Source organism: Williamsia sp. 1135, from assembly GCF_002095395.1.
Lineage (GTDB): Bacteria > Actinomycetota > Actinomycetes > Mycobacteriales > Mycobacteriaceae > Williamsia.
On the sequence record NZ_MJEI01000106.1, the window covers coordinates 242,491 to 256,094 of the forward strand.

Sequence of the window (13,604 nt, forward strand, 5' to 3'; positions counted from 1 at the left end):
GAGTAGATATGCCCAGCAAGACAGTGGTCGTGGTCGGCCACGGAATGGTCGGACACCGATTCGTGCAGGAATTGCGCGAACGCGACGTCACCGACCAATGGCGGATCGTCGTCGTCTGCGAGGAAGCCGCGCCCGCGTACGACCGGGTGGGCCTGTCGTCCTACGTCAACAGCTGGGACCCCGCTGCATTGGCGCTGGACGGGAACACCTATCCGGGTGACCCTCTGGTCAATCTGCTGACCGGTCGGCGCGTCGCGCGTATCAACCGGGTCGCGCGGACCGCGGTGCTCGACGACGACTCCAGCATCGTCTTCGATGCGCTCGTGCTGGCCACCGGCTCGTACCCGTTCGTGCCGCCGGTCGCCGGTTCGGATTCGGAAAACTGTTTCGTGTACCGCACCCTCGACGACCTCGACCAGATCCGGGCGCGGGCGGAATCTGCACCGGACGGAGCGAAAGCCGTGGTGGTGGGCGGTGGTCTGCTCGGTCTCGAGGCGGCGAACGCTCTCAAACTCCTGGGGCTGGCACCGCACGTGGTCGAGTTCGCGCCCCGGCTGATGCCGTTGCAGGTCGACGAGGGCGGTGGGGCGCTGCTGGCGAATCTCGTGGAGGGGCTCGGGGTTGCCGTTCACACCGGCGTCGGGACCAGTGCGATCGAGCAGCACGACGACGGGATGATGACCGTCACCCTGTCTGATGAGAGCACCATCGATGACGCTGCGCTGCTGGTCTTCTCGGCCGGGGTCCGGCCGCGTGATCAGTTGGCCCGCGACGCCGAACTCGCCGTCGGAGAGCGTGGCGGCGTGCTCGTCGACGACGGCTGCCGGACCGACGACCCGGACATCTACGCCATCGGTGAGGTCGCGGCGGTGAACGGTCGTTGCTACGGGCTGGTGGCTCCCGGCTACCACACCGCCGAGGTGGTCGCGGACCGTCTGCTCGGAGGGCATTCGGAGTTCCCGGGCGCCGATCTGTCGACGAAACTCAAATTGCTGGGTGTGGACGTGGCCAGCTTCGGTGACGCGATGGGTGCCACCGAAGGCGCCCTCGAAGTCGTCTTCAACGACCCCGTGGCGGGGACGTACGCCAAGGTCGTCGTCTCCGACGACGCGAAGACCTTGCTCGGCGGGGTCCTGGTCGGGGACGCCACGCAGTACGCGCTGCTCAAGCCGATGGTCGGCGGTCCTGTTCCCGGTGATCCGGCAGCGCTGATCGCGCCGGCCGCCGGAGAAGGTGTGGGTATCTCGGCGCTGCCCGACGGTGCCGAGATCTGCTCCTGCAACGGCGTCAGCAAGGGCGACATCTGCGGGGCGATAGCCCATGGCGCCCAGGATGTCTCGGCCGTCAAGACCTGCACCAAGGCAGGTACCACCTGCGGTGGTTGCATACCGTCGATCACGAGACTGCTCGCCGATTCCGGTGTCGAGATCTCGAAGTCGTTGTGCGAGCACTTCTCCCAGTCACGCAGCGAACTGTTCGAGATCGTGCAGGCCACGGGTATCCGCACGTTCAGCGACCTGGTCGCGCGCCACGGTACCGGCGCGGGCTGCGAGATCTGCAAACCCACGGTGGCCTCGATCCTCGCGTCGACGTCCAGCGATCACATCCTGGCGGGGGAGCAGGCCGCGCTGCAGGACACCAACGACCACTTCTTGGCGAACATCCAGAAAAATGGCACCTATTCGGTGGTGCCGCGTATGCCGGGTGGGGAGGTGACGCCGGACCAGTTGATCGTCATCGGCCAGGTCGCCAAGGACTTCGGCCTGTACACCAAGGTGACCGGCGGTCAGCGGATCGATCTCTTCGGTGCGCGGGTCGAAGAACTCCCGCAGATCTGGCGCCGCCTGGTCGAGGCCGGGATGGAGTCGGGGCAGGCGTACGGCAAGAGTCTGCGCACCGTGAAGAGCTGTGTCGGCAGCACCTGGTGTCGCTACGGGGTCCAGGACTCGGTGGGGATGGCAGTTGACCTCGAAAGGCGTTATCGCGGTTTGCGTTCACCCCACAAGATCAAGTTCGGGGTGTCCGGGTGCGCGCGGGAGTGCGCAGAGGCGCGGGGCAAGGACGTCGGCGTCATCGCGACCGAGCACGGCTGGAATCTGTACGTCGGCGGCAACGGTGGTCAGAGTCCGGCCCACGCTCAGCTGCTCGCTTCGGGGATCGACGACCAGACGCTCATCGCCTACATCGACCGGTACCTGATGTTCTACATCCGGACCGCTGATCGGTTGCAGCGCACGGCCCCCTGGATCGCCGGCCTCGAAGGTGGCCTGGATCACCTCAAAGCCGTTGTGTGTGATGACAGTCTCGGCATTGCTGCCGAGCTCGAGTCGGCGATGGCAGAGCACGTCGCCGGCTACAAGGACGAATGGGCGGGGGTGCTCGACGACGAGGAGAAACTGTCCCGTTTCGTCTCGTTCGTCAATGCTCCCGCCGAGCCCGACCCAACCATCGAGTTCTCGGAGGGTGCCGGCCGCAAGGTGCCGGTACTGTTGGGAACACCGCAGCCCGGCGCAGCCCGCCGGCGAACGGAGGAATCTGACGATGAGTCTCGTCGATGACACACGCGCGACGGATGTCGCGACCACTTGGACAGACGCGTGCCGGCTCGGCCAACTGGTGCCGGGACGTGGTGTCGCGGTGCTTTTGCCTGGTGGCGAGCAGGTAGCGCTGTTCCTCGTACCGGATACGCACGTGGCGGGTGAGTCCGGGCCGACCCTGTATGCCGTCGGCAACATCGATCCGTTCGGGCGGGCGGCCGTGATGTCCCGCGGCCTGGTCGGGGATCGGTCCGGCGAGCCCACTGTGGCGTCCCCGCTGCTCAAGCAGGTCTTCTCCCTGGTGGACGGACGGTGCCTGAGCGACGAGAATGTATCTTTGCCTGTCTATGACGTGCGTGTACAGGCAAACCTGATCCAGGTCAGGCCCAGATAGCGTGAAGCATGGAGGTGCTGTGAAAGCGGGTGATCCCACAACCGAATGCGAAACCGGTCCGTTGACCGGGTTCACGATCGGGATCACGGCTGCGCGCCGTGCCGACGAGTTCGCCGCGTTGCTGGAGCGACGTGGTGCGCAGGTCGAGCATGCGCCTGCCATTCAGATCATTCCCTTGGCCGATGACGCGGAGTTGCGCTCGGTCACCGAGTTGATCGTTGCCGATCCACCCGAAATCGTGGTCGCCACAACCGGTATCGGCTTCCGGGGCTGGATGGAGGCCGCCGAGGACTGGGGGATCGCCGAGAGTCTGATCGCGTCGCTGGAGCGCTCGCGGGTCCTTGCGCGCGGACCGAAGGCGAAAGGTGCGATCCGGGCCGGAGGGCTTCGCGAGGAGTGGTCGCCGCCCAACGAGTCGTCGAGTGAGGTCCTCGAGCATCTCCTCGACGAGGGTGTCGAGGGAACTCGTATCGGCGTCCAGTTGCATGGTGCGACCACCGAGTGGGAGCCGTTGCCGGACTTTTGTGAGGTACTGCGTGAGGCGGGCGCCGAGGTGCTGCCGATCCCGGTGTACCGGTGGCTGCCACCGCGCGACACCACGGCCATCGATCAGATGATCTCTCAGATCATCAACTTCGACCTCGATGCGGTGTCGTTCACCAGTGCCCCGGCCGTCGCATCGATGCTGGGCCGCGCGCAGGACACCGGCCGGCTCGAACCTCTGCTCGAGGCGTTGCGGACCGATGTGCACGCGATGTGTGTCGGATCCATCACCGCTGGGCCGCTTGCCGCGTTGCGCGTCCCGACCTCGCGTCCGGCACGCTACCGGCTGGGCGCACTTGCCCGGCACATCACCGAGGAGTTGCCGCGACGGGTCCCCACGTTCCGGGTGGCAGGGCATGACGTGAGCATCCGGAGCCGTTCTGTGATGGTCGACTCCGCGCTTCGGCCCCTGTCTCCGGCGGGGCTCACCCTGCTCAAGGCACTGGCCCGCAGGCCGGGCCGGGTGGTGTCGCGGCAGGCACTGCTGACCGAACTCCCGGGCGGTGGCGACGACACCCATGCCGTCGAGACGGCGATGGCCAGATTGCGTGCCGGTCTTGGTGATTCGCGCATGATCCAGACCGTCGTCAAACGCGGCTACCGGTTGTCCGTCGACGTCGAGTACGAGGAGGGGGAGAACACGTGAGTATCAGAGAGTCGCTGACTATCCAAGGTGTCGGCGCGACCCCGATCCTGGTCGCCCACGGAACGCGTTCGGAGCACGGGGTCGCGATGATCGCGGATCTGGCCGAGAAGGTGTCGGCGCAGATCGGTTCCACGCGTGTGGCATTCGTCGACGTCCTGGGACCGTCGCCGTCAGAGATCCTCCGCGAGGTCGACGGGCCGGCGATCGTCGTTCCGGCGTTTCTGGCGGAGGGATATCACGTCCGTAAAGACCTGCCCGACCACATCGCCGCCAGCGGTCACGCGGCGACGTCGGTCTCGCGAGCCCTGGGTCCCGATCCGGAACTCGCCAGGGTGCTCGCGCGACGGCTCACCGAATGTGGCTGGCGGCGTGGTGACTCGGTGGTCCTGGCCGCAGCCGGGTCGTCCGACCTGTTTGCGCTCGGTCAGGTTCGCCGGGCCGCGACGCTCCTGGGAGCGATGATCGGTGAGCGGGTCCCGGTGGGGTACGTCGCCACCGCGAGTCCGCGGATCGCGGACGTGGTCGCCGAAACGCGCTCTCGCACCGGCCGGCGGGTGTTCATCGCCTCATATCTGTTGGCACACGGACTGTTTCACGACCGGCTGCACGCTGCGGGAGCAGACGGCGTCGCGCAACCGCTCGGTGCCGACCCCCGAGTGGTCGACCTCGTCGTCCGCCGGATGCGTTCGGTCCGCCCCGTCCTGGCAAACTCCTGACCCGCCTCCCGAAGTGGTGGGTTCCGGTGAGGCCCACCTGGGCTTTTCTTCGCCAGAATCCACCATTTTCGGGAGCAATGGGCGCGTGTGAGATGGGATGGGAAGGTGTTCGAGCATCAGTGTCGCTTGCTGCAGGCAACTGCGGTAGTCCTACGGTAGTCTCGCCGTCCCTCAAGACTGACTACCGACCACAAGTCCCAAGGCGCCGGTCACGAACGCTATCGCGACGTAGTTCGTCAGTGCCTTCAGCTTTGGCGAATGGTCCCGATGTCAGGCGTCGTCTTTTCTTCGGAGATCGCCCAACTGGCAAGAACATTGATGGCTTGCCGCGAACTGGTGCCGGGCTCGGTCGTGTACACGAACAACGTTTGCTCGGGATCGTCCGGCAGGGTGAGCGTCTCGTATTCGACCGTCAGTTCGCCGACCACCGGATGTCGCAGCCGTTTCGACCCGTAGGTGCGTTGATACACCCGATGCTGTGACCACCACTGACGGAAATCGTCACTCTTGTCGATCAAGTCATCGACCAGTGCTCGGGTGGCTCGATCATCCGGATCATGTCCGACCTCCAACCGAAGGCTCTCCACGGCTGCACGTGCCTGGATCTCCCAATCGAGGAACAGATTTCGCGGTTCGTCACCGAGGAACATCCACCTGGCGTAGTTGCGGTCGCGAGGCAGAAATTGATCGAAATCGGCGAACAGTGCACGGGACATCCGGTTGGTGGCGAGTATGTCCGATCTCCTGCCGAGGATGAGAGCCGGCTGGTTTTCGAGAGCATCGAGAAACTGGTAGAGCCCGGGGCGGACTCGCTGCACGGGTGCGGCACGACGTGGGGCGGACGCCGACCGGCGGCCGATCAGGTTTCCCAGATGAGCTCGACCGGCGCTGTCGAGGTCAAGCGCCCGCGCAATCGCGTCGACGACCCCCGTCGACGGAGTGATGCGCCTGCCTTGCTCCAGCCGCGTGTAATAGTCGGTCGACACCCCGGCCAGCAGGGCAACCTCTTCGCGACGCAGACCTGGCACCCGACGCACCCGCCCGTCGGCGGGAAGACCCGCCCGGGACGGGTCGACCTGGCTTCTCGCCCGCCGTAGGAAATCGGCGAGTTCACGATTGACCTCACTCACCCATTCATCATGGCGCACCGGGCTCACCGCAACCTGGGTCGCGGAGTCCTACGTTCCCCGATCCCAGGTCGGGCAGGGCCGGATATGCACTCCGCAGCGGCCGCGGCGGCATCAAGACTGGAATCACCGGCCGAAACGCCACAGGGTTTTTCGGCACCCCACACAAGGAGTGAACAGACATGACTGCCGCCACCCCCACCACCTGGTTCGTCACCGGCACCTCTCGAGGTCTCGGACTGGAACTGGTCAAGCAACTACTCGAACGAGGCGACAACGTCGCCGCCACGACCCGTTCGACCGACCGGCTTCGTGCCGCTCTGGATGGAGTCGACACCGACCGCCTCCTGGCGCTGGCCGTGGATCTGGCGAGCGCCGACGACGTAGACGCAGCGGTGCGACAGACAACCGACCGCTTCGGCGGGCTCGACGTCGTGGTGAACAATGCCGGGTACGGCTACCTCGCGGCCGTCGAAGAGACGACGGACGCCGCCGCACGCCAGATGTTCGATGTCCAGATCTTCGGGCTGTGGAATGTACTGCGGGCGGTCTTGCCGATCTTCCGTTCCCGGCAGAGCGGTCACATCATCAATGTCTCCTCGGTGCTCGGCCTGACGGCGATGCCGGGCTGGGGCCTGTACTGTGCCGGAAAGTTCGCACTCGAGGGCCTCAGCGAGTCACTGGCAGCAGAGGTTTCAGAGTTCGGGGGCAAGGTCACGATTGTCGAGCCCGGTTACTTCCGGACCGACTTCCTGACGACCGATTCTCTGGCTCTGCCCGAATCCATCACGGCGGGCTACGAATCGATCCGCGAGATGACGCAGAACCACCTCGATCTCCACGGCGGCCAGCTCGGCGACCCCGTCAAGGGAGCCGCTGCGATCATTGCGATCGCCGGCTCGACGGGTGGCCCATTGCGCCAACTGCTCGGGTCTGATTCCTACGCCTACGCCACCGCCAAGGTCGACGCGCTGGCCGCTGACTTCGAGACAGGCAAAGAACTCACCCTCACCACCGACCATCCCCAGCCATAAGACTGTCCTTAAGGCCGACGCAGACGCAGGCTGACCCCGAAAATGGTGGGTTCCGGCGATGCCCACCTGGGCGTTTGCTCGCCGAAACCCACCACTTTCGGAGGTCGGGGGTCAGACGTTCTTGGTCACGGCGAACAGTAATCCGGCCAGGATGCCGCCGATCACCGGACCGACGACCGGGACCCACGCGTAGTTCCACTCGCGGCTGCCCTTGCCCTTGATCGGCATCAGGGCGTAGGCGATGCGCGGGGCGAGGTCGCGGGCCGGGTTGATGGCGTACCCGGTGGGACCACCGAGGCTGTTGCCGATGCCGATGACGACGAATGCCACACCTGCATAGCCGAGTCCGGCGTTGCCGATGTCGAGCGTGTCACCGCTCCCGGAGATCGCGGGTGACTGCAGGATCCAGAAGACTAGGACGAAGGTTCCGATCACCTCTGTGGTGACGTTCCAGAAGTAGCGCTTCACCTGCGGCCCCGTGCAGAAGATCCCGCGCGTGTCCTCCGGATGAGGCTCAGCATCGAAGTTCTTCTTGAACGCCAGGTAGCACAGCATCGCTCCGATAAAAGCGCCGATGAACTGCGCACAGATGTAGATCGGAACCTGCGACCATTCTGTCTTGTCGGCAACCGCCAATCCCAGCGTCACCGCTGGGTTGATATGGGCGCCGGATTTCCACGCGATCGAGGCACCGGCGAAGACGGCGAAACCCCAGCCGATGTTGATCATCAGCGGGCCGCCTTTGTGGACCGTCGATTTGAGCAACTGGTTGCCGGCGACAACGCCGGCACCCATCAGGATCAGGACTGCGGTACCGACGATCTCCCAGAGCCAGATCTGAGCATCGGTGGGAGTCATGCCGATACGTCCGCGACGTCCGCCGATCCACGAACGCCGGGTGCACCCATCCGAGCCGCATCCGCGGTCCGGTCATCGGGCTGTCGCTGGGACTCGATCTCGGCATCGACACGGGCGCAGTAGTTCTCGATCTCGCGCTGGCGCTGCGCGTCGTCCCATCCGAGGGTGCCGGCAACGATGTCCGCGACCTCGACTGCGGCGCTCTTGCCACGGTCGGCAGTCTCGATGGAGACACGGGTGCGCCGCGCGAGGATGTCGACGAGGTGCAGGGCGCCCTCGTGCGTGACCGCATAGCGGATCTCTGCGCCGAGATATCGGTTGTCGCTGGTGGCCAACGGCTTTCCCAACTTCGTTTCGGAGGCAATGATCACGAAGATCTCGCTGATCGCGCTGCCGTAGCGACGCAGCAGATGCTCGATCGTCTTCACCGGCAGGCGGTGCTCGTTGGCCAAGCGCACACGTGCCTCCCAAAGGTCATCGAAGCCATCTGCGCCGACGAGCGGGACGCTTGCCGTGCGTGAGGGTTCCACGCCGCGCACACCCTCGACCGCAGCGTCGATGGCGTCTTCCGCCATCACCCGATAGGTGGTGTACTTGCCGCCGGCGATCACGGTCAGACCTGGTGCGGCCGAGACGACGGCGTGTTCGCGGGACAGCTTGCTGGTCTGATCTGACTCGCCGGCCAGGAGCGGGCGCAGCCCGGCATAGACGCCGACGATGTCATCGCGCACAAGGGGTTTCTCCAGCATGACGTTGACCTCGGCAAGGATGTAGTCGAGGTCGGCGCTACTCGCGGCCGGATGGGCGAGATCGAGATTCCACTCGGTGTCGGTCGTACCGATGATCCAGAAGTCCTCGCTCCACGGGCACGGGATCACGAAGAGCAGGCTCTTCTCGGTCTCGGTGATGAGTCCGACGGCGGAGTCGATGCGATCGCGGGGGACCACGATGTGGACGCCTTTGGATGCCTTGACGCGCATCTTGCCCTTCTCGCCGAGCATCTCCTGCAGCTCGTCGGTCCACACACCCGCGGCGTTGACGACGTGCTTGGCGCGGACGTCCACGTGCTCTCCGGATTCCAGGTCTTCAATCCGCGCGCCGACGACGCGGTCGCCTTCGCGGAGGTAGCGGGAGACGCGTGCGCTCGAGGCGCACAGTGCTCCGTAGCTCGCGGCGGTCCGGGCGAGCATCATCGTGTGCCGGGCATCGTCGACCTGTCCCTCGTAGAACAGGACGCCACCGCGGATCTTGCCACGCTTGGCGCCGGGAAAGATGTCGAAGGTCCGGCGCTTGCCGATGTGCCGAAGGTGATGGGGAACGCCGCGTCCCGCACCCAGCAGGTCATAGAAGCCGATACCCGCACCGGCGTAGGCGCGGTCGTAGGCAGGCGTGACGAGGGGGAAGATGAACTCCACGGGCCGCACCAGATGCGGGGCGATGGTGTTCATCATCAACTTCCGCTCTCGCAGCGCCTCGAAGACGAGCGAGAAGTTCAGTTGTTTCAGGTAGCGCAGTCCGCCGTGGAACAGCTTCGACGACCGGCTCGATGTACCGGCCGCGTAGTCGATGGCTTCCACCATGCCGACGCGCAGCCCACGGGTGGCGGCGTCGAGGGCGGCTCCGGCGCCCACCACACCAGCGCCGATGACCAGCACGTCGAGCTCGCCTTCGGTCATGGATTCCAGCGCGGCGCGCCGTGATTCGGGGCTGATCGCGAGTGGTTGCAATGTCATGAGGTTCTCCTCGAGTTCGAAAGGGATGGAACGAGTTCGGGGCGGCCGGTCACACGTCGACCCAGTCGAGGGTGCGGGTGACGGCTTTCTGCCAGAGTCCGTACTTCTCGGCCCGCACTTCTTCGGACCACTCGGGCTCCCACCGGCGGTCTTCTTTCCAGTGGGTTTCCAGCTCCTCGGTCGACTCCCAGAACCCGATGGAGAGCCCGGCCGCGTAGGCAGCGCCCAGTGCCGTGGTCTCGGCAACGACCGGCCTGCTGACCGGGATGCCCAGGACGTCGGACTGGATCTGCATGCACAGTGAGTTGGCGGTGACCCCACCGTCGACGCGTAAGACCTCCAGCTTCACTCCGGAGTCTTTCTCCATCGCATCGGCGACGTCGCGGCTCTGGTAGCAGATAGACTCCAGCGTCGCCCGCGCGATGTGAGCGTTGTTGTTGAAGCGGGACAAGCCGACAATCTCCGCGGGCGTCGGACCGCCAGTACGGGGCGAACAGGCCGGAGAACGCCGGGACGAAATAGACTCCGCCGTTGTCTGAGACCTCTTTCGCCAGTGACTCGCTCTGGGCCGCACCGGAGATGATGCCGAGCTGATCGCGCAGCCACTGCACCGCCGACCCGGTCACGGCGATCGAGCCTTCGAGCGCGTAGACCGAGGCCTGCGAACCGAATTGGTAGCAGACGGTGGTGAGCAGGCCGTTGTCCGAGCGGACCAGTTTCTCTCCGGTGTTGAGCAGCAGGAAGTTTCCGGTTCCGTAGGTGTTCTTGGCCTGCCCGGCCGAGAAGCAGACCTGGCCGACCATCGCAGCCTGCTGGTCGCCGAGCGCACTCGCGATCGGTACCTCCCCGGCGAGCGGGCCGGTCGTGGTGGTGTGACCGTAGGGTTCGGTGGGCGACGACGGCGCGATCGTCGGGAGCATCTGCCTGGGGATCCCGAACAGTGCGATGAGCTCGTCGTCCCAGTCCAGGGTCTCGAGATTCATGAGCATGGTGCGACTGGCGTTGGTGACGTCGGTGACGTGCACACCACCGCTGACGCCGCCGGTCAGATTCCAGATCACCCAGGTGTCGATGGTGCCGAACAGGGCATCACCGTTTTCGGCGTCCGCACGTACGCCGTCGACGTTCTCCAGGATCCACTGCGCCTTTCCGGCCGCGAAGTAGGTGGCGGGCGGGATGCCTGCCTTGGTGCGGATGGTCTCGCCGTCCCCGGAGCGTTCGAGCGCTGACGCGATCTTGTCGGTGCGGGTGTCCTGCCAGACGATCGCGTTGTAATAGGGCCGGCCGGTGTGCTTGTTCCAGACCACGGTGGTCTCACGCTGGTTGGTGATCCCGAGCGCTGCGAGGTCGCCGGCCTTTAGGTTCTTCTTGCGGAGGCCGTTCTGCAGCACCGACGATGTGCGCTCCCAGATCTCGATCGGATCGTGTTCCACCCAGCCTGCCTGCGGCATGATCTGCTCGTGTTCGAGCTGGTGGCGGGCTACCTCGTTGCCCGCGTGGTCGAAGATCATGAACCGGGTGCTGGTGGTTCCCTGATCGATGGCACCGATGTATTGCGTCATGTATCCCTGCTTCGTCGAAGGGTCCTGAAGGGTGATGCGTATCTCATCCGACTTCCACGTTATGCAGGCAGCCAACCGCTGAGGAGGGCGCGCGTTCGACAATGTCGAACGCCTCGGTCGCAGTTCGAGTAGCGTCCGAAGAGTGCCAGGTCTGATCCAGTCGGTGGAGCGCGCGACCGCGGTGCTGCATCTGCTCGCGACCAGGTCCGAGCCGGTGGGTCTGACAGAGATCGCCTCAACCCTCGGCCTCGCCAAGACGACGGCGCACGGACTGGTCCGCACCCTGGTCGCGGTCGGCGCCGTCGAACAGACGCCGGACACCGCCGGGTACTGGCTCGCCGACGACCCGTTCGGGGCGCGAAAGAACCGCTGGGATCTCAACGAGGTCCGGGCCCGGGCGATGAACTGGACCGACGCTCTCGCGGCCAGGACCGCGTTGGCGACGCAGATCAGCGTGCTCCAAGGCAAGCAGGCGCGGATCGTGCACGACGTACTGTCGGCGAGCGGCGTGGGTCTCCCGTCGCTGCGTACCGGTCAGATCGTGCCCGCGCATGCGAGCGCTCTGGGCCGGATCCACCTCGCCTTCGATGTACGTCTCGCCCGGGAGCTCGTCGCGGGCGGACTCGATCGTCACACGCACCGCACGATCACCGACGGCGCCGAACTGGCTCACGAACTCGCCGAGGTCCGGGACAGGGGATGGGCGTGCGGCTGTGGTGATCTGGATCCGGAGGTGGCAACGATTGCCGCGCCCGTTCGCGACCAGGGCGGGGTCGTGATGGCCGCGGTCGGTGTTTCGGGCGCCATCGACGAGCTGTGTGGACGGGGCGGCGCACCGCGTGCACCTCTGTTGGACAACATCATCGGATCAGCGCGTTCGATCTCCCGTGCCATGGGTCATGGGCAGCTGCCATGACCACGAGGTACGTCGCGGCGATCGATCAGGGAACGAGTTCGACGCGCTGCATCATCTACGACCGCGGCGGCGTCATGGTGTCGATGGCCCAGCGCAAGCACACACAGCATTTTCCCGAGCCCGGCTGGGTTGAACACGACGCGCTCGAGATCTGGAATCTGGTGGAGCGGTTGATCCCGGAGGCCCTGCATTCGGGCGGTATCGACGCGAGTCAGCTGGTGGGGTTGGGTATCACCAATCAGCGTGAGACCACGGTGATCTGGGACCGAAACACCGGCATCCCGCTGCATCGGGCGATTGTGTGGCAGGACACCCGGACCACCGAGATGGTGGAGTCGCTGCGGGCGCAGGGGATCGGGGCCGACGTCGAGCATCGGACCGGGGCTCCGCTCTCCAACTATTTCAGCGCGCCGCGTCTGAGCTGGCTTCTCGACGCATGCCCGGGATCTCGCGCAGCGGCCGCGGAGGGCACCGTCCTCTTCGGGACGATGGACAGCTGGCTCGTGTGGAACCTCACCGGCGGTGTGGACGGAGGACTCCACATCACCGATCCCACCAACGCGAGCCGCACCATGCTCATGAACATTGAGACTGCGCAGTGGGATCCGCGCCTGCTCGAGATCTTCGACATTCCCGCGGAGATCCTGCCCGAGATAAGGCCGTCGTTGAGCAAAGGTGGGGGCAACGGTGTCCCCGGTCCCCGGGATTCCGATCAGCGCGATGATCGGAGATCAGCAAGCTGCGCTGGTGGGACAGACGGCGCTGAGGGCCGGTGAGTCCAAATACACGCTCGGCACCGGAGGGTTCCTGCTCTTCAACACCGGTACGACTCTGGTCCGCTCCAGACACGGTCTGATCACCACGGTGGCCTTTCAGATGGACGGCCAACCGATCCGCTACGCGCTGGAGGGATCGAATCCCACGGCCGGTGCACTGGTCGAGTGGATCAGGGAGAACCTCGGCATCATCGGCACCCCGGCCGAGATCGAGACTCTCGCGTCGACGGTCGATGACAACGGCGGCTGCTACATCGTCCCGGCCTTCTCGGGACTGCATGCGCCGCACTGGGTGTCCGCGAGCCGGGGGCTGATCGTGGGTCTGACGTCGTACATCACCCGGGGACATCTGGCGCGGGCAGCGCTCGAGACCAACGCTTTTGCCGCCCGGTCCATGGTTGCAGCACTCAACGACGACCTGGCCGCCGCGGGTGTGGAGATGTCGTTGACCGAACTCGTGGTCGACGGCGGCATGACGGCCAACAACACCCTGATGCAGACCATCGCCGACATCTGCGATGTGACGGTAAAACGTCCGCAGATGGCCGAGGCCGTCGCGCTCGGGGCCGCCTACGCCGCCGGTTTCAGTGTGGGTCTGTGGACCGATGAGCAACAGCTTCGCCGCAATTGGCACACCGGCGCGGTCTGGCAGCCGGGCATCGATCCCGCCGATCGCGAACGCCGGGTCGCGAATTGGTCCATGGCCGTCGAGCTGGCGTCGCAGTGGGACCCGGCCTGAGCGGGGGACGAGCGTAGAAGGGT

The 13,604-nt window shown here is 65.6% G+C and carries 11 protein-coding genes and 1 pseudogene; 8 read left to right on the forward strand and 4 right to left on the reverse strand.

What is annotated here, in order from left to right; translation table 11 throughout:
- The first annotated feature begins 8 nt into the window (after positions 1 to 8).
- Genes nirB through BFL43_RS25715 form a run of 4 tightly spaced genes read left to right on the forward strand, consistent with a single transcriptional unit; the run spans position 9 to position 4,836 of the window.
- Positions 9 to 2,558, forward strand: coding sequence for a nitrite reductase large subunit NirB (gene nirB / locus BFL43_RS25700; RefSeq protein WP_084896028.1), 2,550 nt, complete (start codon positions 9 to 11; stop codon positions 2,556 to 2,558).
- Positions 2,542 to 2,931 (forward strand): nitrite reductase small subunit NirD, encoded by a 390-nt coding sequence (gene nirD / locus BFL43_RS25705; RefSeq protein WP_084896030.1) that lies wholly within the window; start codon positions 2,542 to 2,544, stop codon positions 2,929 to 2,931. Before nirB ends, nirD begins: the two co-directional genes overlap by 17 nt.
- A gap of 19 nt (positions 2,932 to 2,950) precedes the next feature.
- Complete coding sequence (locus tag BFL43_RS25710) at positions 2,951 to 4,120, forward strand: uroporphyrinogen-III synthase (protein WP_240498481.1); 1,170 nt, start codon at positions 2,951 to 2,953, stop codon at positions 4,118 to 4,120.
- Positions 4,117 to 4,836, forward strand: a complete 720-nt coding sequence (locus BFL43_RS25715) for a sirohydrochlorin chelatase (protein ID WP_143695558.1) — start codon at positions 4,117 to 4,119, stop codon at positions 4,834 to 4,836. Before BFL43_RS25710 ends, BFL43_RS25715 begins: the two co-directional genes overlap by 4 nt.
- A gap of 245 nt (positions 4,837 to 5,081) precedes the next feature.
- On the opposite strand, the gene BFL43_RS25720 is transcribed toward BFL43_RS25715, so the two are convergent.
- Positions 5,082 to 5,966 (reverse strand): helix-turn-helix transcriptional regulator, encoded by an 885-nt coding sequence (locus BFL43_RS25720; RefSeq protein WP_084896195.1) that lies wholly within the window; start codon positions 5,964 to 5,966, stop codon positions 5,082 to 5,084.
- Positions 5,967 to 6,145: 179 nt separating this feature from the next.
- On the opposite strand from BFL43_RS25720, the gene BFL43_RS25725 reads away from it, so the two are divergent.
- A complete protein-coding gene (locus tag BFL43_RS25725) occupies positions 6,146 to 6,997 on the forward strand; it encodes an SDR family NAD(P)-dependent oxidoreductase (RefSeq protein WP_084896033.1) in 852 nt (283 codons plus the stop codon).
- Positions 6,998 to 7,108: 111 nt separating this feature from the next.
- Here the strand turns inward: BFL43_RS25725 and BFL43_RS25730 are convergent, their stop codons facing one another.
- The 3 genes and pseudogenes from BFL43_RS25730 to glpK form a co-directional block, all read right to left on the reverse strand.
- Entirely contained in the window at positions 7,109 to 7,855 is a 747-nt protein-coding gene (locus BFL43_RS25730; RefSeq protein WP_084896035.1) for an MIP/aquaporin family protein, read from the reverse strand.
- Positions 7,852 to 9,588, reverse strand: coding sequence for a glycerol-3-phosphate dehydrogenase/oxidase (locus BFL43_RS25735; protein WP_084896037.1), 1,737 nt, complete (start codon positions 9,586 to 9,588; stop codon positions 7,852 to 7,854). The genes BFL43_RS25730 and BFL43_RS25735 overlap by 4 nt, the downstream gene beginning before the upstream one ends.
- A gap of 49 nt (positions 9,589 to 9,637) precedes the next feature.
- A pseudogene (gene glpK, locus BFL43_RS25740) lies at positions 9,638 to 11,150 on the reverse strand (glycerol kinase GlpK).
- A gap of 142 nt (positions 11,151 to 11,292) precedes the next feature.
- Between glpK and BFL43_RS25745 the strand changes: the two are divergent.
- From BFL43_RS25745 to BFL43_RS29640, 3 genes are read left to right on the forward strand one after another with little or no spacing between them, the layout of a single operon-like run.
- Positions 11,293 to 12,066, forward strand: a complete 774-nt coding sequence (locus BFL43_RS25745; RefSeq protein ID WP_084896039.1) for an IclR family transcriptional regulator — start codon at positions 11,293 to 11,295, stop codon at positions 12,064 to 12,066.
- Complete coding sequence (locus tag BFL43_RS29635) at positions 12,063 to 12,842, forward strand: FGGY family carbohydrate kinase (protein ID WP_240498482.1); 780 nt, start codon at positions 12,063 to 12,065, stop codon at positions 12,840 to 12,842. Before BFL43_RS25745 ends, BFL43_RS29635 begins: the two co-directional genes overlap by 4 nt.
- Entirely contained in the window at positions 12,787 to 13,581 is a 795-nt protein-coding gene (locus BFL43_RS29640; RefSeq protein WP_240498483.1) for an FGGY-family carbohydrate kinase, read from the forward strand. Before BFL43_RS29635 ends, BFL43_RS29640 begins: the two co-directional genes overlap by 56 nt.
- The last annotated feature ends 23 nt before the right edge of the window (positions 13,582 to 13,604 follow it).

Coding starts and splice junctions, on each gene's coding strand:
- nirB (WP_084896028.1), top strand. CDS start 9: ATGCCCAGCAAGACAGTGGTCGTGGTCGGCCACGGAATGGTCGGACAC.
- nirD (WP_084896030.1), top strand. CDS start 2,542: ATGAGTCTCGTCGATGACACACGCGCGACGGATGTCGCGACCACTTGG.
- BFL43_RS25725 (WP_084896033.1), top strand. CDS start 6,146: ATGACTGCCGCCACCCCCACCACCTGGTTCGTCACCGGCACCTCTCGA.
- BFL43_RS25730 (WP_084896035.1), bottom strand. CDS start 7,855: ATGACTCCCACCGATGCTCAGATCTGGCTCTGGGAGATCGTCGGTACC.
- BFL43_RS25735 (WP_084896037.1), bottom strand. CDS start 9,588: ATGACATTGCAACCACTCGCGATCAGCCCCGAATCACGGCGCGCCGCG.
- BFL43_RS29635 (WP_240498482.1), top strand. CDS start 12,063: ATGACCACGAGGTACGTCGCGGCGATCGATCAGGGAACGAGTTCGACG.
- BFL43_RS29640 (WP_240498483.1), top strand. CDS start 12,787: ATGATCGGAGATCAGCAAGCTGCGCTGGTGGGACAGACGGCGCTGAGG.